The organism is Cumulibacter soli, from assembly GCF_004382795.1.
In the GTDB taxonomy this organism is placed as follows: Bacteria; Actinomycetota; Actinomycetes; order Mycobacteriales; family Antricoccaceae; genus Cumulibacter; species Cumulibacter soli.
This window is the reverse complement of record NZ_SMSG01000005.1, coordinates 350,962-374,588: the sequence shown is the minus strand read 5'-3', so window position 1 is coordinate 374,588 and position 23,627 is coordinate 350,962. Positions and strand designations below refer to the sequence as shown.

17 protein-coding genes are annotated in these 23,627 nt (G+C 64.3%); 7 read left to right on the top strand and 10 right to left on the bottom strand.

Features of this window, described 5'->3' with window-relative positions; genetic code table 11:
• The first annotated feature begins 16 nt into the window (after positions 1-16).
• The 4 genes from E1H16_RS13125 (at position 17) to E1H16_RS13110 (ending at position 4,203) form a co-directional block, all read left to right on the top strand.
• On the top strand, positions 17-1,528 hold the full coding sequence (locus E1H16_RS13125; RefSeq protein ID WP_166741758.1) for a class I adenylate-forming enzyme family protein: 1,512 nt from the start codon (positions 17-19) through the stop codon (positions 1,526-1,528).
• A gap of 44 nt (positions 1,529-1,572) precedes the next feature.
• The gene (locus E1H16_RS13120) at positions 1,573-2,424 is read left to right on the top strand and encodes a YwiC-like family protein (protein ID WP_134324319.1); all 852 of its coding nucleotides are present in this window, start codon (positions 1,573-1,575) and stop codon (positions 2,422-2,424) included.
• A gap of 51 nt (positions 2,425-2,475) precedes the next feature.
• Positions 2,476-3,048 carry an NADPH-dependent FMN reductase gene (locus E1H16_RS13115; RefSeq protein ID WP_134324318.1) on the top strand — a complete coding sequence of 191 codons (573 nt, stop codon included), beginning with the start codon at positions 2,476-2,478 and terminating at the stop codon, positions 3,046-3,048.
• A gap of 183 nt (positions 3,049-3,231) precedes the next feature.
• On the top strand, positions 3,232-4,203 hold the full coding sequence (locus tag E1H16_RS13110; RefSeq protein WP_134324317.1) for an aldo/keto reductase: 972 nt from the start codon (positions 3,232-3,234) through the stop codon (positions 4,201-4,203).
• A 141-nt stretch (positions 4,204-4,344) separates the two neighbouring features.
• Here E1H16_RS13110 and E1H16_RS13105 read toward each other — a convergent pair whose 3' ends face one another.
• The 5 genes from E1H16_RS13105 to treY all read right to left on the bottom strand — a co-directional run bounded on the left by E1H16_RS13105 (position 4,345) and on the right by treY (position 12,634).
• Entirely contained in the window at positions 4,345-5,460 is a 1,116-nt protein-coding gene (locus E1H16_RS13105) for a CaiB/BaiF CoA transferase family protein (RefSeq protein WP_134324316.1), read from the bottom strand.
• 92 nt (positions 5,461-5,552) lie between these two features.
• Positions 5,553-7,133: an ABC transporter substrate-binding protein gene (locus tag E1H16_RS13100; protein WP_134324315.1), complete on the bottom strand. Its 1,581-nt coding sequence runs from the start codon at positions 7,131-7,133 to the stop codon at positions 5,553-5,555.
• 122 nt (positions 7,134-7,255) lie between these two features.
• Positions 7,256-8,374 carry a CaiB/BaiF CoA transferase family protein gene (locus tag E1H16_RS13095; RefSeq protein ID WP_166741757.1) on the bottom strand — a complete coding sequence of 373 codons (1,119 nt, stop codon included), beginning with the start codon at positions 8,372-8,374 and terminating at the stop codon, positions 7,256-7,258.
• Positions 8,375-8,595: 221 nt separating this feature from the next.
• Positions 8,596-10,338, bottom strand: a complete 1,743-nt coding sequence (treZ, locus tag E1H16_RS13085) for a malto-oligosyltrehalose trehalohydrolase (protein ID WP_134324312.1) — start codon at positions 10,336-10,338, stop codon at positions 8,596-8,598.
• Positions 10,331-12,634, bottom strand: a complete 2,304-nt coding sequence (gene treY, locus E1H16_RS13080) for a malto-oligosyltrehalose synthase (protein WP_134324311.1) — start codon at positions 12,632-12,634, stop codon at positions 10,331-10,333. Before treY ends, treZ begins: the two co-directional genes overlap by 8 nt.
• A gap of 194 nt (positions 12,635-12,828) precedes the next feature.
• On the opposite strand from treY, the gene E1H16_RS13075 reads away from it, so the two are divergent.
• Entirely contained in the window at positions 12,829-13,218 is a 390-nt protein-coding gene (locus tag E1H16_RS13075) for an AMP-binding enzyme (RefSeq protein ID WP_134324310.1), read from the top strand.
• Complete coding sequence (locus tag E1H16_RS13070; RefSeq protein ID WP_134324309.1) at positions 13,211-13,990, top strand: IclR family transcriptional regulator; 780 nt, start codon at positions 13,211-13,213, stop codon at positions 13,988-13,990. Before E1H16_RS13075 ends, E1H16_RS13070 begins: the two co-directional genes overlap by 8 nt.
• 173 nt (positions 13,991-14,163) lie before the next feature.
• Here the strand turns inward: E1H16_RS13070 and E1H16_RS13065 are convergent, their stop codons facing one another.
• The 3 genes from E1H16_RS13065 to E1H16_RS13055 all read right to left on the bottom strand — a co-directional run bounded on the left by E1H16_RS13065 (position 14,164) and on the right by E1H16_RS13055 (position 18,431).
• Positions 14,164-14,637 carry a PaaI family thioesterase gene (locus E1H16_RS13065; RefSeq protein WP_134324308.1) on the bottom strand — a complete coding sequence of 158 codons (474 nt, stop codon included), beginning with the start codon at positions 14,635-14,637 and terminating at the stop codon, positions 14,164-14,166.
• Positions 14,638-15,049: 412 nt separating this feature from the next.
• Positions 15,050-16,588: a class I adenylate-forming enzyme family protein gene (locus tag E1H16_RS13060; RefSeq protein WP_208379047.1), complete on the bottom strand. Its 1,539-nt coding sequence runs from the start codon at positions 16,586-16,588 to the stop codon at positions 15,050-15,052.
• Positions 16,589-16,880: 292 nt separating this feature from the next.
• Entirely contained in the window at positions 16,881-18,431 is a 1,551-nt protein-coding gene (locus E1H16_RS13055) for an acyl-CoA synthetase (RefSeq protein WP_134324307.1), read from the bottom strand.
• Between the two features lie 222 nt (positions 18,432-18,653).
• Here E1H16_RS13055 and E1H16_RS13050 point away from each other — a divergent pair, with 222 nt between their 5' ends.
• A complete protein-coding gene (locus tag E1H16_RS13050; RefSeq protein WP_243837850.1) occupies positions 18,654-19,757 on the top strand; it encodes a nitronate monooxygenase in 1,104 nt (367 codons plus the stop codon).
• A gap of 87 nt (positions 19,758-19,844) precedes the next feature.
• Here E1H16_RS13050 and E1H16_RS13045 read toward each other — a convergent pair whose 3' ends face one another.
• Both E1H16_RS13045 and hrpB read right to left on the bottom strand, forming a co-directional pair.
• Positions 19,845-20,990 (bottom strand): acyl-CoA dehydrogenase family protein, encoded by a 1,146-nt coding sequence (locus E1H16_RS13045; protein ID WP_134324305.1) that lies wholly within the window; start codon positions 20,988-20,990, stop codon positions 19,845-19,847.
• 64 nt (positions 20,991-21,054) lie between these two features.
• Entirely contained in the window at positions 21,055-23,523 is a 2,469-nt protein-coding gene (gene hrpB / locus E1H16_RS13040) for an ATP-dependent helicase HrpB (protein WP_208379046.1), read from the bottom strand.
• Positions 23,524-23,627 lie beyond the last annotated feature (104 nt).

Here is a 23,627-nt window from a genome sequence, read left to right as displayed (position 1 = left end):
CCGGGAGCGAGTAACCGTGTCCGACGCCGTCTCACCGTTCCAATTGCTCGAGCGTTGGTCGCATTTTCCGACCCGCTCATTCGCCAGCTATGAGGACGCCGACGGCAAGGTCACCACCGTCACCTACGCCTCTCAGGTGAATCGGTCACTGCGCGCGGGCGCCGTACTGCGCGAACTCGGCATACACCGCGGGGACCGGGTGCATGTGCACCTCAGCAACTGCCCGGAGTTTTTGGACCTATGGCTGGGCGCTAACGCGATCGGCGCGGTCCTGGTACCGACGAACCCGCAGTCCACCGTCGAGGAGTTGACGCACTTCCTCCGCGACTCCGGCGCATCGGCCAGCATCGCCGACGATGACGCGTACGACACCGTGAACGAAGCTCTTCGGCCGGGCATCCGCTCGTTGACACGCACGACATTTGCCACCAAGGCAGCCGCCGCAACGCCGACGCACCACACACCGGCGCTCGGCACCGACCTGGCCACGATCCTCTACACCTCCGGCACCACCAGCCGACCCAAGGGCGTGATGATCACGAACGGGTCGTACCTCGCGGTGGGTCGAGCGTGCGCGGAGCACTACAGCGTCGGCGTTGACGATCGGTGGCTGATCGTGCTGCCGCTATTCCACGGCAATGCGCAGTTCTATTGCACGATGTCCGCGCTGACTATTGGCGCTTCGCTGGCGATCATGCCGGCCTTCAGCGCGACCAGATTCGGCGCGCAGGCTCGTCGGCACAGCGCCACCCTCGCCTCTCTGTTCGCCGCGCCGCTACGGATGATCCTCGCGCAACCCGAAGGCCGACACGACAAGCATTCTCGGATCCGCACGACCATGTTCGCCCAGTCGATTACCGATGATCAGGCGCGTGAATTCGAGCGGCGATTCAGTACCCGACTAATCCACGGGTACGGGATGACCGAGACGGTTCTACCGCCGACACTGAACCCCGTCTCCGCCGAACGCCGGTGGTCGTCGATGGGCAAGGCGATGCCAGGAGCGCAACTGCGCCTCGTGGACGAAACCGGCGCCGATGTCCCGGACGGAACGCCAGGGGAACTCCTAGTCGGCGGGCGGCTTGGTGAACGCGTCGCGAGCGGATACTGGCACAACCCGACGGCGACGGCGCAAACATTCGCCCAAGGCTGGCTGCGCACCGGCGACGTCGCACGCCGCGACGCGGACGGGTTCTACTACTTCGTCGATCGCACCAAGGACATGATCAAACGAGCCGGGGAGAACGTGGCCGCGGGCGAGATCGAGCGGGTCGTGAACGAGCACCCCTCGGTGTTCGAGTGCGCCGCGATCGGACTTCCCGATGAGATGCGTGACGAGCAGATCGTGGTGTACGTCGTCCTCGCCGAAGGCGCGTCATTCGACGAAGCGGCGCTGGCGAAGTGGTGTCGCAAACGGCTGGCGAAGTTCAAGCAGCCCTCGTCGTTCGTGGCTATCGACGAGTTGCCGCGAACGGCAGTGGGCAAGATTAGGAAGGTCGAACTGCGTTCGGCCGCACGCGACTCCTGATCCACCACCACACCGGCACTTGACCCTCGGACGACAATAGGGGCATGTCCGCCCCACCTGTAGATCGTTCGTCGTCCGTTAAACCCACCGGTACCCGGTCGACGACGAAACGCTCGGCAGGGTGGGTGCCCAATCAACACGGCGCGTGGGCGATGTTAATTGCGCCGTACGCCGTCGGCTTGGTCATTACCGCGATCGATGGCCGGTTCGACATTGCCGACATCACGCTGTTCGGGCTGTGGTTCGTCGGGTACCTCGCCTTTTTCGCCACCTCCCTGTGGCTGAAATCCCGACGTAGGCCGCGTTACCTACCGCCGGTACGCGCCTACGTCAGCGCGGCCGCCGTTCTAGGCGTCATCACGCTCGCGCTACAGCCGGCGATTATCAGCTGGCTGCTGCCGTTCGCGCCGATCCTGCTGATCGGGTTGTACTTCGCGTACCGACGTGATGACCGCTCAATCCCGTCCGGACTCGCCACCGTCGCGGCCGCCAGTCTGATGCCGGCCGTGGTGTACGCCGACGGGCTGTTCGACTTCATCGATGGCGTGTCGTCGCCGCCGTACGACCTCATCGCGCTGGTGTGCGCGGCCAGCTTCGGATACTTCTTCGGCACCGTTCTCTACGTCAAGACAATGATTCGCGAGCGCGGCAGTGTCGGGTATGTGGTCGCCTCGGTGCTCTGGCATCTGGCATGCGTGGCGGCTGCCGGAATCTGGGTATCGGGCTGGCTGGGTTGGGCGCTGGCGGCATACTTCGCCGCGATGACCGCGCGGGCGCTGGCTATGCCGATGATGTGGCCGATGCGCGGGCGTCAACTCGCACCTGGGCGCCTCGGCATCGTGGAGTTGATTGCGACCCTCGCGCTGGCCACGATCTTGATCTGCACTGCGCTTTAATCGCGCTTGAGTAGTCTCGGGCCAGTAAACGATTAGCGAGGAGAATGCCCCGTGTCGAATCCTGTTCTTCAGGTCATCGTCTGCAGCACCCGCCCGACGCGCGTCGGCAAATCAGTGGCCGACTGGTTTATCGAGACTGCCCGTGCGCACGGTGGGCTGGACGTCGAGGTAGCCGATCTGGCGGAGATTCAACTGCCGCTGCTGGACGAGCCGCACCATCCGGCCATGCAGCAGTACCAGCATGAGCACACCAAGCAGTGGGCGCAACGGATCGCGCGTTCAGACGCGTACGTACTCGTCACTCCTGAGTACAACTACGGTCTGCCTGCGGCCGGGAAGAATGCGCTGGACTACCTGTGGCACGAATGGGGCATGAAGCCGGTCGGATTCGTGTCGTACGGCGGAATGTCTGCCGGTATCCGATCAGTGCAGATGTTCAAGGAAGTCGTGACAACCCTGCGGATGTACCCGATGAGCGCCACGGTATCGATCCCCAACGTCGCCGAGCATGTCAGCGAGGACCGCACCACGTTCACGCCCACGGACATCGTCACCGAATCAGCGACCGCGTTGCTGGATGAACTGGCCAAGACCGCGCCGGTGATGGCCCAACTGCGCGACTAGTTCTCGGCATTCGGTTCGAAACACGCCGCGGGTGGTGCCATGGATAGAGGCACGTCAATCTCGGCGTGTTTCGAACCATCGGGTGCTGTCGATATCACTGATCCGCAGGGGTCGACGTACTCCTCGCGGGCTGGTTGACTCAACTGCGGTGGGCGCCGAACCGGCGCCGGTGGGAGGAGAACGATGGAGTACGTACGAATCGGCGACAGCGGATTAGTCGTCTCGGAGATCGCGCTGGGCTGCATGACCTACGGCGACCCCAACCAGGGCACACACTCCTGGTCGTTGCCGGAAGAACAGTCGCGCCCGATGATCAAACAGGCGCTCGATGCCGGCATCACCTTCTTCGACACCGCGAACGTCTACTCGCTTGGCTCGTCTGAGGAGATCGTCGGGCGCGCGCTGAACGATATGGCCCGCCGCGACGACGTCGTCATCGCAACCAAGGTGTTCAATCGGATGCGTCCCGGACCATACGGCGCGGGACTATCACGCAAGGCGATCATGGCCGAGTGCGAGGACTCGCTTCGGCGCCTGGGTACCGACTACATCGATCTGTATCAGATTCACCGCTGGGATCGACACACTCCGATCGAGGAAACCATGGAGGCGCTGCACGATCTGGTGTCCTCTGGCAAGGTCCGTTACCTCGGCGCCTCCTCGATGCACGCCTGGCAGTTCGCGAAGGCTCAGTACGTCGCCGCGATGAATGGGTGGACGCCGTTCATGGCGATGCAGGACCACTACAACTTGTTGGCCCGCGAAGAGGAGCGGGAGATGCATCCGATGTGCCTGGACATGGGTGTCGGTGTCATCCCGTGGAGCCCGCTGGCGCGCGGCCGGCTGACCCGACCATGGGATGCCGCGACGAACCGCACCGAGACCGACGAGTTCGGTAAGACGCTGTACCGCGATGACGATGCGCGGATCGTCCAGGTCGTGGCCGATATTGCCGCTGAGCGAGGCGTGTCGATGGCGCAGATTGCGCTGGCCTGGGTGCGCTCGCGCCCGGTGGTCGATTCCCCGATCATCGGCGCATCGAAGCCGGCGCAGTTGGACGAAGCGATCGCGGCATTGCAGATCCAGTTGTCCGACACTGAGGTGGGTCGACTGCAGGAGCATTACTCGCCTCGCGAGAACGCCGGCTTTCGCTAACGAGCTTCACCCGACCTCTGGGGTTTGCGAGCGACCTGCGGGAGCGACCTGCCACGATCCGGGCGACCTGCGGGGCAATGAGTAACGCTACGAGCGCTTTATCGTTACTCACTCCCCCGCAGATGGTGCATTTGCGGGGCGTTATTGCACCGGGCCGAGGATCTCGTCATTGTGCTCACCTGGCATCGGTGCATGCAGACGAAGCTCGGCGCCCTCGCCATCGAAGTACGCACCCGTGTCCGTGACGCGATATCCCCCGGCGACCGGGTGCTGCACGACCGGCAACTGTGCGACCAGATCCTCCAAACGCCCCACATTGGTGGATGGAATCGAACGCTCACGACAGAACTCGAGCCATTCGGCGCTGGTGCGTGTCGCCATGACGCGGCGGATATCGGCGTACAGCGACGGCCCGTTCAGCAGCGCCTTACCGGGATTGGCGTAGCGGCTTCGATCCTTCAATTCGGGCCAATCGACCGTGCCGAAGATGTCGTCGTAATGGTTCGGCGTGTACGGCAGCACGTGAATCATGCCGTCCTTCGTGGGGTGCGGACGGCGCTCCGGAGTCATGATCCGGGCGTACCCTGGCTTGCCCATCGGGGGCTCGGTGATTCCTAGCGAACCGTGCTCCACCAGTAGGAAGGACGTCGTCGCCCTGTTCATCGCGAGCTCTACGTGAGAGCCGGCGCCGGTACGTTCGCGTTTGAGCAGCGCGGCGGTGATCGCTTGACTCATCTGAAGTCCCGAAACCTTGTCGGCGAAGATGGTCGGCAGCAGGTACCCCTCGCCGTACACGGCCTCGGTGATGTCGGCGACACCGGTTGCGGCCTGGATGACGTCGTCGTACGCCGGGGCGTCACGGTTCTCTGATGCAAGCGGGAATCCCTGCGCCTGGCAGTAGACGAGATCCGGTTTGAGCTCGCGCAAGGTGTCGTAGTCCAGACCCAGTTTCTCCAGCGCCTTCGGCCGCATGGTCGCGACGACTACATCGCAGGTCGGCACCAGAGCCCGAATTGCTTCCTTGCCCTCATCGCTTTTCAGGTCGAGCACAATCGACCGCTTGTTGCGCAGCAGGTTCAGCGCGACCCCGGACAGGTCCTCGTGCGGACCCCCGCCCATGTAGCGGTTGGTGTCGGGTTTAGCGCTCTCGACCATGATCACGTCAGCACCCTGATCGGCGAGAATCTGCGTCGCGTACGGCCCCATCACCACCCGGGTGAGGTCAAGAATGCGGATGCCGTCCAGTGGTCCTGCCATCGCGTCGTCCTACCCTTCGCTGTGCTAACTAATCCCAGCGAGGATACGCTGCGTCGCCACCTCAGACCTCGACGCGCCCAGCCTCAGCCCACCTACGCGGCGGAAATCGCCACACCACGCAGATTCGGCCCACCCGTGACCGACTGCTGCACGCCCGACACGTGCGCCGCATACGCCGACGCCGCATGCACCATGCAAATCGGAATCAGATGCGGCGGCGATTCGACCCAGGCGTCCATGTATTTCTCGTACGCGGGCGCCCGCTCGTCGGCGTCCAGGGACGCCGCTCCTTCGTCACCCCACTTGATGAGTTCGGGATACTCAGCCTTACCAGGGTTACACAGCGCGCCGGGTGCCAGCGTCCGGCTGTTGACCACATCGGGATCGTTGATGCTGGTCGAAATGCTCACCATCGATTCGGCTGTCTGCTCAAGCGCGAAACTCTGCACGAGTTCGGCCGGCGGCACCGGATCGATCTTGGCGGAGATTCCTATCTCGGACAGCTGCGCCTGCACGACCTCCGCGATCTTGGTGTACACCGTCACGCTGGGTGTCATCATGGTGATCTCGATCGGCTCGTCGACGCCGGCGGCGTCCATGAGGTCCTTCGCTTCGGCAGGGTCGTACCCGAAGATGTCCAGGCCGTCACCGATTTTCTCGCTGTAGCCTGGCCCCGACTCGGCGAATGGCTGGATTTGTGGCGTGCAGTACCCGTCGTAGATTCCTTCCGATATCCCCTCGCGATCTATCGCCATATTGATGGCCTTACGGACGTTAGGGTCGCCGAACGGTTCCTTCGAGGTATTCACCGCGATGTACACATATTGGCCGCTGGCCTGCACGATCGGAGTCAGACCGGCGTCCGCTAACGGACCGAAATCCGTGGGGCGGATGTTCGCGCCATCGATCTCTCCCGACTTGAGCGCATTGATCCGAGTCTGGTCATCGGGCATGTAGTAATACGTCATCGAGGCCACCCGCTGCGCTTCGGGATCCCAGTAGTCGGGGGAAACGACGTACTCCACCTTGGCCCCCGGGACGAATTCGGTGGTGAGGTACGCACCGATCCCAACTGGTTCGGACTCAAGCGTCCCGGCCTCGACTGCCGCGGGCGAGACCATCATTCCGGCCCGACTGCTCAACGCGGTGGGGAGCGCACCGATAGCGCCGGTGACGTGGATATCGAGGGTGTACTCATCGACCACCTCGACCGATTCGACCTGATGCAGGTCGCCGGCGAGCCGGCTATCGGCCGAGCGATTTCGGTCGAGATTGAACTTCACCGCATCTGCGTCGAATGCGGTGCCGTCGCTGAACTCCAGGCCCTCGCGCAAGGTAAGGGTCAGCGTGAGCCCATCTTCAGACGCCTCAAAGTCCGTGGCCAGCATCCCGACGATGGTGCCGTCGGCTTGATAGGACAACAACCGGTCGTAGACCGGTTCATAGAAGTTTCCGTCACCACCGCTCGCGCTTTGCGACGGGTCCCAGTTTGACGGCGCCGCAGCGTATCCCCAGTTGAAGTGGCCCTCGGAGTCGAAATCGTCCGCCAAGTCGATCGTCGTGCCGTACTCGGCTGCCTCGGACGCCGATGAGTTTTTCTCAGGCGGCGCACCGCACCCCACGACCAGCAGAGCTCCACTCACTGTGGCAACGGTCCGCAACGTGCGCATCATCGGGATTCTCCTCCGCGGCGAGGCTGGGTCCAGGTCCCAACCGGTTGCGCAATCTTGAGGTTCAGTCCGCGTTGGATGCAAACATTTCTCGCTGGTTAGAAGCCGCCGAGCGTGCGACCACGCTATTCCAGCGAACCGAGGATTTCCTCGGTATGTTCGCCAAGCAGCGGCGCGTGCCGGCGTACGACGGTGCGCTCGCCGTTGAATCGGGCGCCGGACTCGATTACCCGGTACCCGCCGACAACCGGGTGCTGCTCGATCGGGAACTCGGCGATGAGGTCTTCCATCGCCCGGACCTCAGCAGCCGGGATTGAGTGTTCGGTGCAGAACTGCGTCCATTCGGCTGTTGTACGAGTGGCCAGCACTCGACTGATGTCCGGGTACAGCGTGTCGCCGTTCGTCGACATCGCGGCGTGCGTCTCATAGCGCGAACGGTCCCGCAACTCGGGCCAGTCGACCGTGCCAAACAGATCGTCATAGTTCTTCGGGGTGTACGGCAGCACGTGCAGGTAGCCGTCGCTAGTTTTGTGCGGCTCGCGGGCCGGCATCAGGATCCGCTGATAGCCCCAGTCGCCCATCGGCGGTTCAGTGATGCCAAGCGTCGCGTGTTCAACCAATAGGAATGCGGTGGTGGCGCGGGTCATCGCGACCTCAATGTGTGTTCCCTGACCGGTGCGTTCGCGCTGGAACAGCGCCGCTGAGACGGCCTGAGCGATCTTCACCCCCGACACCTTGTCAGCGACAACGGTCGGCACCAAGGACCGCTTACCGAACGCACGTTGAGTTAACGAGGTCATGCCGGACGCCGCCTGGATGACATCGTCGTACGCCGCGGCGTCCCGCTGCTCCGAGTCCATCGGGAATCCCTGAGCCTGGCAATAGATCAGGTCGGGTTTGATGGCGCGCACGGACTCGTAGTCCAATCCGAGCCGTTCGAGAGCGGAGGGTCGCAGCGCAGCCAGCAGGACGTCCGCGGTCGCGATGAGCTTCCGCATCGCGGCGCGCCCTTCGTCGCTTTTCAGATCCAGGGCAACCGATCGCTTGTTGCGCAGAATATTCAGCGCCATTCCGGCGAGTTGTTCGTGCGGTCCTCCGCCCAGAACACGATTCGCGTCGAGTCCGGTGGGGCTCTCGATCATGATCACGTCGGCACCCTGATCGGCCATCAGTTGGGTCGCGTACGGTCCCATCACCACGTGGGTTAGGTCGAGAATTCGTACGCCGTCCAGCGGTCCGCTCATTCCAACACCCTTAACTCGGCTCATCTATCTGCAGAGCAGACTAGCGCTCCGGTCGGCGAGTCGAGAGCAATCAGCTACGCAGCACCTGGTGAACGAACTGCACCGCGACCGAACCCTCGCCGACCGCAGAGGCCACCCGCTTGACGGACTGCGCACGGACATCGCCCACCGCGAAGACGCCGGGCGCGCTGGTCTCGTACAGGTCGGGCGACCCGTGGCAGCTAGAGAAGCAATGCCCCCGCGCGCGGGGGCAAGACGATGGTGTCGGCCAACTCTCGCGTGTCGGGATGTGTCGCGAACCGAGTACGGCGACCGGCCACCTCAACGCGCCATTCCGTTACGCCGAAATTGACCAGCACCTCGGCAGACTCGGCACCCTCCGCGCGGGTGAATCGCAGTCGATTCTGCTCCGGGTCGCACCACGCGTCGCGGGCGAACTCGCGCGAGCGCAGCGACGGCAGTTCCGCGCGGAGCTCGGCCAGCTCACGGTAGGCATTGAGCACCCGGCGGTGCCGCGCCCCCTGGGCCAATTCGCGATGCGCCGTGCCCCGAAACCCGCATTCCGACCAGTCAAGTTTCGAGCGCTGGAACGTCTGCGGATCTTGTGGGTTAGGAACCAAATCGTGGTCCCAGCCCATGCGTGCGAACTCGCTGATTCGTCCCCGCGCGACCGCCGCACCGAGGTCGGCCTCGGGGTGCGACGTGAAGTACTGGAACGGTGACGATGCGGCCCATTCCTCGCCCATAAAGAGCATCGGGGTGAACGGCCCGGCGTACAGCATGAGCGCAGCGATCAGTAGTTCGGATTCATCGAGTTTCTCGGTTATCCGGTCGCCGCGGGCACGATTGCCGATCTGATCATGGTTCTGAGCGCTCACGACGAGTCGCCAGGCTCCGGTCGTGGCCGGATCAATCGGGGCCCCGTGGTCCCTACCCCGGAATGACGAGTACGTGCCATCGTGGAAGAATCCTCCGGCCAGGACCTTCCGCATCGCCTCGATTCCCGCGAAATCGGCGTAGTAACCGTCGGTCTCGCGTGTCAGCGCAACGTGCAGCGCATGATGGAAGTCATCGCTCCATTGCGCGTCGATGCCCAGCCCGACCGGTCGTGGTGTGATCATCGCCGGATCGTTGAGGTCAGATTCGGCGATCAGTTCTATCGCGCGGCCGGTGCGGGTCTCAATCTCGTCGACCAGTTGGCTCATCTCCGCCAGGATCTTGTGCGGGGGTTCATCGACCAGGGCGTGGACGGCGTCCAGGCGTAGCGCGTCCACGTGCATCTCTTCGACCCAGAACGCTACGTTGTCGAGGATGTAGCGGCGGACTTCGGACTCGGCGAGGTTGACATGTTCTCCCCAGGACGATCGCCCCTCGCTGCTGAGGTAGGGACCGAACCGCGGCAGGTAGTTACCGCTCGGCCCGAAGTGGTTGTAGACGACGTCCTGGACGACCGCTAGCCCCTGCGCGTGGCAGGCATCGACGAATCGCTGATACGCAGCCGGTCCGCCGTACTCCTCGTGGACGGCGTACCAGCAGACACCGTCGTAGCCCCAGTTATGGACGCCGTTGAACGCGTTGACGGGCATCAGTTCGACGTGCGTGACGCCGATAGAACGCAGATGATCCAGCCGGTCGGCCGCAGCATCCAGAGTTCCCTCGGGCGTAAATGTGCCGATGTGGAGTTCGTAGATCACTCCGCCTTCAACGCGTGCGCCGCGCCATTGGTGATCCGTCCAATTCGTCGCGACCAAAGACCGTGATCGGCCGTGGACGCCGTCCGGCTGGCATCGGCTACGCGGGTCCGGAAGTACCGTCGGGTCGTCGTCGAGCAGGAATCCGTAATCCCCGTCCGGCGCGCTCGCACCCCACCAACCGCCGGTATCGACAGTCATGTCGTAGATCTGGTCGCCGACCGCAAGGCGCACCTGTCCGGCATTCGGCGCCCATACCCAGTACTCACGCATCAGACGTCCTCACCAGCAGAGCCACGGGCAGTTTCGCTAATATGTCGCCGATCTCGCAGATCCCACCGGGTCTGCGCACCGCGGTGAGCGCATCGCTCCAGCGACCGCCGGGCAGGGTCAGTCGGGTGTTCCCCCAGCCTCCGTTGGCTACGAGTCTGGCCGGGAATCGAGTAATAACGACGATAACTCCACCGCGGTCAAAGGCCAGCAGATGCTCGGCCGCGTCTCCGACGGCCTCGAGTGGTTGATATGTCGAGATCAGTTCCGGCCTGTCGCGCCGCAATCGCAATGCTTCGCCCACCAGCCGCACCTTGGCGACGTCCAGGTCCTCGCCACCGCGCAGCGGATGCTCGGCGCGCCGGCGAAGTTCATGCAGCGACTCCCAGTCGATCGGTCGGCGATTATCCGGGTCAACCAGGCTCATGTGAACGCATTCAGTTCCCTGATATACGTCGGGTACGCCGGGGATCATGAGGTTGAGCAGCTTCGCGCCAAGCGCATTCGCATACCGCGAACTTTCCAGCAGTTGAACGATTTCGTTGATCGCAACCATCGGCACCGGTGAGGTTAGTGCGTCGATATACCGCTGAATCGCGCGCTCGTACCGCTCATCATTGTCGGTCCACGTGGTGATCGTGGCCGCTTCGCGCGCTGCCTTGATGGCGTATGCCCCAAGCCGCTCGGCGCCGGCGGGCCAGGCGCCGATGATCGCTTGGTTGACGAGGTTGCCTAAGCTACGGTCGCGCCCGGGGGCCAGCGGCGAAAGTGTGGCCACCAACCGGGCCCAGTCGGCTGCATGCTCGGAGATAGCGTTGATCCGCGCCCTGGTGTCTTCTCCTCGCTTCGTGTCGTGCGTGGTCAGCGCATTCATCGTGTGCGGCCAATCGCTCAACCGGTGCGCCATGGCGGTGTGAAATTCCGCCGCGCTCATACAGAAGACGCTCGGGTCGCCGCCCACTTCGTTCAGGCTGCTGAGCCGTGAAAAGCGATAGAACGCCGTATCTTCAACGCCTTTGGCCATCACCATGCCGCTGGTCTGCTGGAATCGCGCGGCCGCCGGCTGCTGCGGATCTGCGAGCGTCTCGGCGATCTCATCGATCGCGGCGCTCAGATCAGCACGGCGTCGTTTCGCGGCACCGACCGCACCGTCGAGGTGCTCAGAACCGACGGGTAGATACGTGCGGTAGACGCCGAAGCTGGCGAGTAACTCAGCGAGCGCATCCACCACACGGTGCCTCGGGGTTTCTACAACTGGCATCTCACGCGCCAGCCGCTCGACCTCGGCGGCGAGCGTGCCATCCGCGATCGCGCGTTTGGTGCTGTGGATCAGTTCTGACCAGTCGACCGGCGCGCCGGCGAGGTGGTCCGCGAGGTCAGTCAACGGTCGTTCGCCGGCAGGGTCGACCAGTACGCGGTCGATCATGCCGAGCGAGTCGTAGCCGGTCGTCCCCGCACAGTCCCACCGCGGCAGACTCTCCGCGGGTTCCAGGATCTTTTCCACGACGACGTAGGCGCCGCCGGTCAGTTCCCGTAACCGCGTCAGGTAGTCGGCTGGGTCGCGGAGCCCGTCCGGGTGGTCGACCCGCACACCGTCGACGAGGCCCTCGGCGAACCACCGGGCGATCTCGCGGTGGGTGGCAGCGAAGACCCGCGGGTCCTCAACGCGCAGCCCAGCGAGACTGTTAATACCGAAGAAGCGGCGGTACGTGAGTTCACGGTCGGCGCGGCGCCAGTCGACCAGTTCGTAGTTCTGACGCGAATGCGCCGCCTGCGGATCTACCTCATCCTCAGTTCCGGGGGCGAGTGGAAACCGGTGGTCGTGATAACGCAGCTCTCCGGCGGTCACGCTCAGGTTCGCGATCTCGCCCCCGGGCAGCACGTCATGCTCGCCCACGATGGGGATACGGACACGCGCCGCGGCGTCCCAATCGATGTCGAACCAGTCGGCGTACGCCGATTCTCGGCCGTGTCGCAGTACGTCCCACCAGGCACGGTTTTCCGCTGGATTGGCGATCCCCATGTGATTGGGCACGATGTCGACAAGAATGCCGAGTCCGTGTCTCCGCGCCTCTGCGGAAAACTTACTCAGTCCGTCTGCGCCACCGCGGGACTTGTCAATCCGGTCATGATCGACGACGTCGTAACCGTGCGACGACCCGGCGGCCGCTTGCAGAATCGGCGACAGATAGACCCAGTCCACACCGAGGTCGGCCAGGTATGGCAGCTGGCGCGCCGCGTCGTACAACGTGAAATCTCTGGAGAGTTGCAGTCGATACGTGCTCTTCGGGACCCGCACGGGCCTTCTCCTTCACTCGGACCGGCACCACCAGGCTACCCACGCTCGATCCACCCAGCGCGAACACCGGAGTTTTTCGCTCAGTGAAATCTTCTTCGGTTTAACTGAAGTTGCGGGCTACGGTTTCGACCGCATGAAACGCCGACCCGCAGGTGCTTCAAATCCGGTCGGAGTTCACAGCCGGAACCGGACTGATGACGCTCGGTGACATCGGCCATCTTGACGGCGACGGGTTCTTGTTCTTGAGAGATCGCGCGGCAGATCTCATCATCTCCGGAGGCGTGAACATCTATCCGGCAGAGATCGAACACGCCCTGCTGGAGCACCCGTTAGTGACCGACGCGTGCGTGGTCGGCGTCCCGGACGACGAGTGGGGTGAACGGGTGCACGCGAAAGTCGTGACCGCGGCAGAGCTGAGCGCGGATGACCTGCAGGCGTTCCTGCGCGAGCGGCTGGCCGGGTTCAAGGTGCCGCGCGAACTGGTGTTCACCGACGCGGTGCCGCGGTCCGAGGTCGGCAAGCTGCTCCGTCGCGAGTTGCGCGATCGGTTGCGGAGCGAAGCGCCCCAGACGACACATGGCTGAGGGTGCGATCAACAAGGCACTGCGGGTGTTGCGCGTCGTCAGCGAAAATTCACCGGCGACGTTGACAACGCTCAGTGGACTGACGTCGCTGACGCCGCCGACATTGCTGCGCACACTGCGGATCCTCGCCGATGAGGGCTATGTGGAGCAAGACGGCGACCGTAAGTGGCGACCGACGAGGCTGCTGTGGCGGCTCGGGTGCGCAGTCAAAGACTCGGTTGGATTCGGCGAACTGACCCAACGGATACTGCGTGATCTCGTGCTTGAAATCGACGAGACGGTCGTGTTCGCGGCGTACGAGGAAGGTCGGCTGACCTATGCCGCACAGGCCGAGCCCAGCAAGCCGGTGCGCGCGCACGTGCCGCTGGGCGGTAATTACGCGGCCTTGGACACCACCACAGGGCACGCGATCATGGCATGGCTTGCACCGCAACAGATCGAACAGATCCTGAGCACGCAGGGAAAGAAGGGGTTCGACTTTTCCGCGAGACGGGGCCTGGTTGCCGAGTTACGTCGGGTCGCCTCGCGTGGTTTCGCCAGCGGTACCGGCGATCGCTGGCCAGGGGTGTGGGGGGCTGCCGCGCCGGTGTTCGATCACTCCGCAGCCCCGATCGGCGCGATCGGGGTGTCGATACCGAGCAAGAAGGTGCCCGCGCAAGCGCACCACGCTGAGCAAGCGGTCGTCGATGCGGCGCAGCGGTTGACCATCCAACTCGGTGGACCCTCGCGACCGCCTGCCCCGAAACTCCCCGACCCTCGCACCGGCAACTGACCTGATGCCGCGCCAAAGCGGGTCCTTCAGTCGTCCGCAACCTCGCACCGGCAGCTGACCTGCGCCGGGACCCGCGGACGGTGAAGGTGGCCGACCCGCGCCCGCCTGACCGCTGAGTTCCCTCCGGGCATCGATCGCCTGGAGACGAGGGCTAGTGACGCCGGCGAATGTGCCTAGTTTGGTTTGCGCGCGCCAATCTTTTTCAGCGCCGAGGAGTAACTCATGATCGTCTCCCCGTCAGCCGTGAGCGTTCCGCGGATGAACACCATGCTGCGGGTGTCCTTGATGATCTCACCGCGAGCCTCCACGAGTTGTCCCTCCGTGGCGGCACCGACGAGTTCGCAATTGAACGTCGCGGTGACCGCGCGCTGTCCGATCAACGCGGGCCGCCCGATCACGAAGAGACTGAAGTCAGCGAACGTCATAAAACACCCGCCGTGCAGCGCGTTGCCGCCATTGAGCTGCTTCTTTTCGACGCGAAACGCACACACGGCTTCGCCGTCGACGACCCGGTGGTAGAACGGCCCGGTGTGGTCCTCGAATGGATCCCCTCCGGGATGCGTCGTCCAGCCCGCCCACTCCCCCTCAGCGATGTCCACGCCGCTGGAGAAGAAATCCGTCGTGCTCGGATCTGCCGTCGTTTCCATAGTGCCCCTTACCTCGATCGCTTCACACCCATACAACTACACGACATCGCTCCACTACACGGCGATGCGTGGAATCGGCAGAAATCGAACGAATCGGCCCGTGGCCAGCCGGGGTGCGAATCGGCCGGGCCATCCGGATACGAATCGGCCCCGGTCCAGCCGGGGTGCGAATCACCGTGGCTTCTACCCGCGTTCGACGATGTCGGAACCCGCAAATAACGCAGCGAAACTGGTTAGGCATCGCCGTGAGTTCGATGCCTAGCCGATTTCGCTGCGTTATTTGCGAGACCTCGTGACGCACCGTGCGTCGGCGACAAGGACGAACCCGCCCGATCTGTCCCCGCGACGCGAAAGCCACAGAATGCGACTTGCGAGAGCCTCGCAACTCTGTTCAGGGCGCCTGGGGGGTGCGTTATCCGCGCTCGCGAAGTTGCGCCTTGGCGATCTTGCCGGACGGCGTCGTCGGCATCTCGTCCACGAACACGATCTCCCGCGGAACCTTGTAGTTCGCCAGACGTTGCGCGCAGAAGTCGATCAGCTCCTCTGGACTCACCTCGCCCTGCTTGAGGATGAAATAGCGCCCGACTTCGCCGAGTACATCGTCCGCAATGCCGATTCCAGCGGCCATCGCGACCGCGGGATGACTGGTTAGTAGGTTCTCCACCTCAACGGGGTAGACGTTGTATCCGCCCTGAACAAACATCTCCTTCAGCCGGCCGCGCAGCGCGATGTGTCCGTCCTCGGTGATGCTGGCCATGTCACCGGTCGACAGCCAGCCATCCGCCAGGAACGTCGCTGCCGTCTCCTCAGGCATGTCCCAGTAGCCCGCTGCCACACCATCGCACCGCAGTTGAAGCTCGCCTTCGGCATCTTCCCCGAGCGGCTCGCCGCTCGCGTCCACTACCCGGGCCTCGACTCCACCAATTGCTACACCGATATACGTCGACACCTCATCGACGGTGTCATCGGCGGCCGATAGGACTGCCGCGCCCGAGGACTCCGAAAGCCCGTAGAGGTTGCTCAACCGCACTCCCGGAAATGCCTCGGTAATCTCCCGACACAACGTCGGCTCGGCATTCGAACCACCAATGATGGCCTCGCTCATCGTGCTCGTGTCGTACGAGGAGAACGACGGGTGATCGATCATCAACTTCCACATCGTCGGTACGCCGCCGAAGTTCGTACCGCCATAGTTACTGATCGCTTCAAGTGCACCCTCTGGCGAGTACGCCGGAAGCATCACGCACTCACCCCCGCCGATCAGGCAGGTGGTAACGGCGCAGGTGATACCGCCGACGTGGTTCAGCGGCATACAGGAGATCTGGACATTCTCAGGACCGAAGTCAGTGTGGTCACGCTGTGCCTGTCCGGAAGCGATCATTGACTTGTGCGTCAGCGTCGCGCCCTTCGGACGGCCGGTGGTGCCCGAGGTGTACAGGATCACGGCCGGATCATCAGCGGAAAGCTGCGGTGCGTCGAAATCGGAGGGATCGGCATACAAATCAGCGAAGCGCCGTCCTTCAGTTGAGCCACCGAGGAAGAAGTAGTGGTTCACGGTCGGGAGTCGGTCGGCTAACTGCGCATACAGCGCCTCATAGTCAAAGTCGCCAAGACGCGCGCTGGAAACGACGACCTTTGCAGCCGACTGATTCAGCATGTACGCCAGTTCGGACTCGCGGTACCGGGTATTGAGCGTGACCACGACCAGCCCGGAACGCACCGCGCCGTAGAACAATTCGAGCCATTCGAGCTCATTCGGCGCGGCGATCGCGATGCGGTCGCCGCGGCTGAGCCCCAATCGCTGTAGACCGGCACCGATCGAACGCGAACGCTGCTCGACCTCGGCGTACGTCATCGGGGTCATCGGGCCCGCGGCCGAGTCGGCGCGCAGAAATACTCGGGTGCCGCGTTCGGCCGCCTGTTGGGTGAGGAGGTCGGCGAAGGTGGTCACTGGTTTTCTCCCTTAGTCAGATATCGCGGACGTGTCCCGGCCGCGCTCACATCTCTCGGGCCGCGCCCTCGTCGCGACCCCGCGCCGCACCCGCGTCGCCCAGTCGGCGCATCTTCCGGATCAGAAGCGCATCTCCCCAGCCACGCGCTGCGGGAGAACCTCGAGGCGGCGGCGGAGGTCCGGCGAGCACCTGATCGGACCACGCTCCTCCCGGCCAGACCACGCCCGCTATGGCCAGGGCGCTCGGGCATCGGTCGGCGCAGCCCACCGGTCGCGAAACGCGATCGGAGTATCACCGGGTGACGGCCTCGCCACGACCGGTGTACTGCTCACGCAACGCGCGTTTGAGGATCTTGCCCGTCGCGTTGCGCGGCAACTCATCGATGGTCTCCATCGATGTGGGGCACTTGAACGCGGCGAGATTCTCACGGGCGAACGCGATCACCTCGGCCTCACTGATCGACGCATCCGCTGCGGGGACGACGATTGCCTTCACCGTCTCTCCCCACTTCTCGTGCGGTACGCCGATCACCGCCACATCGACGATCGCGGGATGTCGATATAGCACCTGCTCGACCTCGATCGGGTACACGTTCTCGCCACCGGAGATGATCATGTCCTTCTTACGATCGACGAGGGTGATGAATCCGTCCTCGCTGACCTTCGCCAAGTCTCCGGTATGGAACCAGCCGTCGCGGATCGCGTCGGCGGTGGCGTCCGGCATCTCCCAGTACCCGATAAAGACGTTGTCGCCGCGCACGATGAGTTCTCCGACCGCCTCGGCGGGCACCTGCTCGCCGACCTCATCGACGACTTTCGCGTCCACCAGCAGCACCGGTACGCCGACCGAACCGGCGCGCTCGACGACGTCCTCCATCGCCAGGCCGGTACATCCTGCGCAGGTTTCGGTCATGCCGAATCCCTCGGTGAATGCCCATCCCTTGCTCTGGAAGAACTCAATCACCGGGATCGGACATGGTGCGCCGCCGGAAATACCAAAACGCATCGCCGACGTGTCATACGAATCGAAGTTCGGCACCTGAGTGAGCGCGGCCCACATCGCCGGCACCAGGAACTGCACCGTGACCTTGTGGTCCTGCATCGCCTGCAGGGTTCCGGCGGGATCGAAGGTCGGTAGCACGACGACCGTGCCGCCAATGAACAGCAGCGGCAGCGTATGCACCGCGAGGCCGCCGATGTGGAACAACGGCGCCGGCGTACACGTGATGTCGTAACTGTTGACGCCGAGTCCCATCGACAGAATGTTGTAGTTGTTCGATTCGATGTTGTGGTGGGTCAACATCGCGCCCTTCGGGCGGCCGGTGGTGCCCGAGGTGTACATGATCATCGCGAGATCGCCACGGTCGACGTCTCGTTCGACCCGCTCGGGCGAACCGCTGGCGAGGACGTCCTCGAACGCTTCGCGGCCGTCAGGGACGTCCGCGGTCTCCATGGCGATCAGCTGCAACTGCCCAACGCCGTCCTGCGCGAGAGCGGCATCAACGGTGGCGGCTAGATTGCCGCTGTAGCAGAACACCTTCGGGCGGGCATTGCCCAGTACGTAAGCGACTTCAGGGCCGGCGAGGCGAAAGTTTATCGGTACGAACACGGCACCGAGTTTCGCCACCGCGAACATCGTTTCCAGGAATTCGGCAGAGTTCGTCGACAGGATGCACACCCGATCGCCGCGCTCCACACCGCGCCGCGCGAGCGCATCCGCGAGCCGATTGGTGCGCTCATTCAACTCGCCGTACGTGATGCGACGCTCGCCATACACGAGCGCCGTACGCTTCGGGTTGTTGTAAGCCTGCTTGTAGTTCCAGCGGCCGATGCCATTGTCCATATCGCAACTCCTGGAGTCGGTGTGAAGCGTTGGGTGTGGCCTAGACCATAACGCGCGGCTAGCGCGGCGCAAAGAGCGAATCCTCCCGGGTCTTCGAGCGATCGCGCGCGGAGACAGATTGGGCCGCTCGGCGTGAGCGCTATTGTGCGTGGCGCCACTGCTGCGTAAGGATGTGCCGAACCAGGAGCTACGTACGTAGGGGTGTTTCGGATGAAGACAGCGATGACCGAGATGTTTGGCATCGACGTACCGTTGGCGGCTTTTAGCCACTGCAGGGACGTGGTTGCCGCGGTGACGAACGCGGGCGGGATCGGCGTCCTCGGCGCGACCGCGTTCACGCCAGACCAACTCGAACTGGAACTACGGTGGCTCGACGAGCACACCGGCGGCAAACCATACGGCGTCGACCTTCTCGCGCCGGCGAAACTCTCGTTCACCGATGAGACGCCCGACGAGTTGCTGGCTATGGTGCCGCCGCAGCACATCGCCTTCGTACAAGACATGTTGCGCTCACACGGCGTCATCGATGAGTCCGACGAGTACACGCTGAGCGCGTCGATGCCCAGCGTTGCACCATCCGAAGTCAGCGCCGCGCTCGAGGTCGCCTTCGCGCACCCGATCAAGCTCATTGCCAATGCGCTCGGCGTACCACCGCAGGACATGATCGACGGCGGCAAGCAGCACGGCGTACCGGTTGCGGCACTGACCGGGAAGGTCGAACACGCGCTCAAGCAACAGGAACGCGGTGTCGATCTGATCGTCGCGCAGGGGTACGAGGCCGGCGGACATACCGGTGAGATCGCCTCGATGGTGCTCACGCCGGAAGTGGTTGATGCGGTGAGCCCGACTCCGGTGCTCGCGGCCGGCGGTATCGCGACCGGGCGCCAGTTGGCCGCGGCCCTGGCACTTGGTGCTGCGGGTGCGTGGACAGGGTCGGTGTGGCTGACTACCGATGAAGCCGAAACTGATGCGGTGGTGAAGCAGAAGTTCCTGGCGGCGACGTCCTCGGACACCGAACGATCGCGGGCACGCACCGGCAAGCCCGCACGCCAATTGGTCACGGCGTACCACGAGGCGTGGTCGGACGCCGCTAATCCTGACCCACTGCCCATGCCGCAGCAGGGCATCTTGGTAAATGAAGCGTGGCGGCGGATCCGCGCCGCGGCGGAGAAAGGCGTCCCCGGCGCTCAGGAACTGGATTCGTACTTCGTGGGGCAGGTCGTCGGCCTACTCAACCAAGCCAAGCCGGCCCGCGAGGTGGTGCGGGACTTCATGGATGGCTTGGTCGACTCGTACGCGACGATGCAGTCCGCTCTCGAAGACTAGAGCCCCGAAGTCCATAGCGCGAAGACTAGGCCTCGACGGTGAACGGATCGGTCGCCGCGGCACCGATCCGTTCCACCATCGACACGGTCACGGCGTGAAGCCGTCAATTCTCGCCAACACCTGCAGCATCGTCTCGTCGCTACCGCCACCGATCGAACCTAGGCGCGTGTCGCGGACGTACCGGGCGACCCAGAAGTCTTCCATGTAGCCCATCCCGCCGTGGAACTGCAGACACCAGTCACCTACGTCTCGAGCCAGCCGCGCGCCGATGAGCTTCGAAATCGTGGCCTCACGAGTCGTGTCCTCGCCACGGTTGAACTTCTCTGCCATGGCATTCGCATGAGCCCGGAAGACATCAACCTGTGCCGACAGGTCCGCCAGTTTGTACGCGACATAGTCGCTGGCGATCAGGGGGCGACCCTTCACGATCCGCTGCTTGAGGTACTCCGCGGTCTTGTCCAGCGCACGCTGCATCGACTCGGCCTTGCCGTACGAGGCGAACATCCGCTCGACGACGAACTGCTCCATCTGCTGCTGGAAGCCTCGACCCTCCACGCCGATCGTGTTCGAGATAGGCACGCGCACGTCGTCGAAGGTCAGTAGAGCGGTATCTGAGGAGTGCATACCGTACTTCTCGAGCTTCTTCGCAACCTCGAGCCCGGGGGCATTGCGCTCCACGATGATCTGCGACATACCGCGGTAGCCGCCTTCGTCCGACGTCCGCGCCAACAGACACAGCCAGTCCGACTGCGTGCCGCTGGTGATGAAGACCTTCGAGCCATTAATAACCCAGTCGTCGCCGTCCTTCACCGCGCGCGTGCGGATCGCGGCGACGTCCGAACCGGCGTCCGGTTCGGTGACCGCGATGGAGGTGACCATGTCGCCGGCAATGGCCGGGCGCAGGTACTTCTCCTTCAGTTCAGGCGATCCGTGCTTGTGCAGCGACGGGGTAGCCATCATCATCTGAACGCCGAACGCCATCGGTACGCCGCCGCAGGGCATCCGTCCGATCTCCTCGACAGCGATCATCGTGTAGAGGTGGTCCTGGCCCATGCCGCCGTACGCCGGGTCGTACTCGATCCCGAGGATGCCGAGATCTCCGGCCTTCTTGAACACCTCGTGCGCCGGGAAGATTTCGGCCTTCTCCCACTCATCGACGTGCGGGGTGAGCTCCTTGTCGACAAAGCTACGGACCATCTCGCGGAACGCGTTGTGCTCGGCGGTGAACTCCATGAACCTCTCCCAAAAGTTGACGTGCGTGTCAAGTTAGCACGTACCGCGGGGAATGGACATGCGCTCACCGCCCACGGCGTACGGCGGGCGCACTCAGCGGGTCCTCAGGCCACGCATGCTTCGGGTAGCGGCCGCGCATCTCGGCGCGTACCTGCGCGTATGGACCCGCCCAGAAACTCGCCAGGTCATCGGTAATCGCCACCGGGCGACGCGCCGGCGAAAGCAGGTGGAACTGCAATCGCACCCGACCGCCAAGGATCGACGGTGACTCAGTGAGGCCAAATATCTCCTGCAGCCGGACGGCGCACACCGCGGGGCCGTCGGCACCGACGCGCGGATAGTCGAGACGTACGCGCGTTCCGCTCGGCACCTGCAGTCGCTGGGGTACCAACTCCTCCAGGCTGCTCGCCTCCGGCCAGGGCAAGAGGCGCCGCAACGGCTCCAGCAGATCAATTGAGGTGAGCCGGCCGGTGTCGGCTGCGCTCGCCAGATCGCTGGTGAGCCACGTATCCAGGCGACCCAGCAGCGCCTCATCGCTGACGTCTGGCCACGGTTCGCCGAGGTGACGGTGCAGCATCGCGAGTCTGCGGCGCAGAGCGTCGGCTTGCTCGGACCAGCCGATCACCTCGAGGCCTTCGCGGCGTACGACGTCCTCAACGGCCGCCGCACCCAGCGCAGCAGCGGGAATCGGCGTGGCCGATAGTTCAATCGCGCCGATCGCCTGCACCCGCCTGGCCAACAGTCGACCACCGGTCAAAGAGCCGCGGACTTCCTCGGTGAACGCGCCGATCACCAGCGCGGTGTCACGATCGATGGGCGCGGCTGCGCGAATTGAGGCGCCGGTTCCTTGGCCCTGTGCGCCTGCTACTCGAGCAACGTCCGCGACGGCGAGCCATTCGTGGCCCGCCAGCTCAGCGGGCGCGGCCGCGCGCGTTCCCGACGCGAAGAGGTAGGTGTCGCCCACACGACGAGCGATCCGTTCCGGGTACGCGAGGGCGATAACGATTCCGGCGCCGGTGTCGTTGTCCGGTTCGGCCCGGACCAGTCGCTGCAGCCGACCCACTTCGCGCTCCCAGCGCTGCGCATCCGGTGCCCCACGGCGTAATGCCGTAATTGTTTTCAGTAGGTCCGGTTCGGCGCGCACGAGATCCAGTTCAGCGCACGCGACAACTTCAGCAGCGCGGCGAGATCCGACCAGCGGAGCACCGTCGAGCAACGCGCGCCCCCAACGCGGCGACAGGGGCAATCCGGCTAGCCGATCGCCACGTTCGGTAATTCGCCCCTCGGCATCCACGGCTTCCAGCGAACGCAGCACCGCCTCGCCATAGGCCACCGCTGCGGGTGGCAATGGGGTCGGCAACGCGAGTCCTTCCCCGCGCGGAGATCCCCAGCGCGCCAAGGAAAGCAGCGCGGAAGTGAGATCAGCACTCGCGACCTCCGGGGTGACCTGCGCCCGCAATGTGGCGTACGTTGCCTCGTCGTAACAGCGCCAGACGACGCCCGGCCCCTGACGTGCGGCGCGACCTGCGCGCTGGTCCGCAGATGACCGCGCGCAGCGGACGGTGATGAGCCCGGACATCGCGCGGACGGCGTCCCGGCGGGGTTCGCGCGACAGTCCGGCGTCCACCACGATGCGTACGCCGTCTACCGTCAAAGACGATTCGGCGAGCGCGGTCGACACGACCACGCGGCGTTTCGCCAGCGCCCGTCGCTCACCTACCGCACGGTCCTGCTCACGGGCCTTGATTTGTCCGTGTAGTTGGAGAACTTCGGCCTCCACCGAACCGGTGAGCGCCTCGGCAACCCGGCGTACTTCACGCACGCCAGGCAGAAACACCAGCGCGTCACCTTCGGGGTTCTCCCGCAGCGCACGCCGCGTGGTCTGCGCGACGTGTTCGAGGAACTCCGGTCGCACGCCGCGCGAGTCGAGCGGATGCGAGTCCGGCGGCGCCCACCGCTCGGTGAGCGGATGAGTTTCGGCGTCGACCCCAATGACCGGCGCCCGGTGGCCTTCGCCGATGAGTTCGGCAAGTCCCGCGACGTCTGCGGTCGCGGACATCAGCACGAGAACCAGATCCTCGCGAAGTTGTCGAACCTCCTGAAGCACACCGACGAGCAAGTCCGTATCCAGACCGCGTTCGTGCACTTCGTCGAGGATGACCGCGCCGACGCCGCTCAGTTCCGGATCGGCCAGTAGCCGCCGCAGCAGCACGCCCGGAGTGACCATTTCTATTCGCGTCTGTGGACCCACTGCCCGCTCGCCGCGCACGGTGAAGCCGATCTGCTCGCCCACTGCCGTGTCCGTGAGGGCGGCGAGGCGGCGTGCCGCGGCGCGGACGGCGATCCGGCGCGGTTGCGTCACCACGACCCGCCCGCTCACGATGTCGGCGAGAATCGGCGGTGCAAGGGTGGTCTTGCCGGTGCCCGGGGGCGCTTCGACCACGGCGACTCGGCTCTCCCGCACGGCCGCAGCCAGGTCATCGGTGGCGGCTGCAAACGGCAGCTCGCGCGCGAGGTGAGGTCGAAGAAACACGCTGCCTATCCTCTCGGGTCGCGTTGCGCGGGTGCGCAGGCAGATCCCACCGATACGAAAAATCCCTTGACCCTGACACGGTGTCAGGCCGTTTCATGGTGCGC

Bases quoted from the DNA above. Each gene is read 5' to 3' on its own strand.
- E1H16_RS13120 (WP_134324319.1), top strand. From the start codon at position 1,573: ATGTCCGCCCCACCTGTAGATCGTTCGTCGTCCGTTAAACCCACCGGT.
- E1H16_RS13110 (WP_134324317.1), top strand. From the start codon at position 3,232: ATGGAGTACGTACGAATCGGCGACAGCGGATTAGTCGTCTCGGAGATC.
- E1H16_RS13105 (WP_134324316.1), bottom strand. From the start codon at position 5,460: ATGGCAGGACCACTGGACGGCATCCGCATTCTTGACCTCACCCGGGTG.
- E1H16_RS13100 (WP_134324315.1), bottom strand. From the start codon at position 7,133: ATGATGCGCACGTTGCGGACCGTTGCCACAGTGAGTGGAGCTCTGCTG.
- E1H16_RS13095 (WP_166741757.1), bottom strand. From the start codon at position 8,374: ATGAGCGGACCGCTGGACGGCGTACGAATTCTCGACCTAACCCACGTG.
- treZ (WP_134324312.1), bottom strand. From the start codon at position 10,338: ATGCGTGAGTACTGGGTATGGGCGCCGAATGCCGGACAGGTGCGCCTT.
- E1H16_RS13075 (WP_134324310.1), top strand. From the start codon at position 12,829: ATGACGCTCGGTGACATCGGCCATCTTGACGGCGACGGGTTCTTGTTC.
- E1H16_RS13070 (WP_134324309.1), top strand. From the start codon at position 13,211: ATGGCTGAGGGTGCGATCAACAAGGCACTGCGGGTGTTGCGCGTCGTC.
- E1H16_RS13065 (WP_134324308.1), bottom strand. From the start codon at position 14,637: ATGGAAACGACGGCAGATCCGAGCACGACGGATTTCTTCTCCAGCGGC.
- E1H16_RS13055 (WP_134324307.1), bottom strand. From the start codon at position 18,431: ATGGACAATGGCATCGGCCGCTGGAACTACAAGCAGGCTTACAACAAC.
- E1H16_RS13050 (WP_243837850.1), top strand. From the start codon at position 18,654: ATGACCGAGATGTTTGGCATCGACGTACCGTTGGCGGCTTTTAGCCAC.
- E1H16_RS13045 (WP_134324305.1), bottom strand. From the start codon at position 20,990: ATGGAGTTCACCGCCGAGCACAACGCGTTCCGCGAGATGGTCCGTAGC.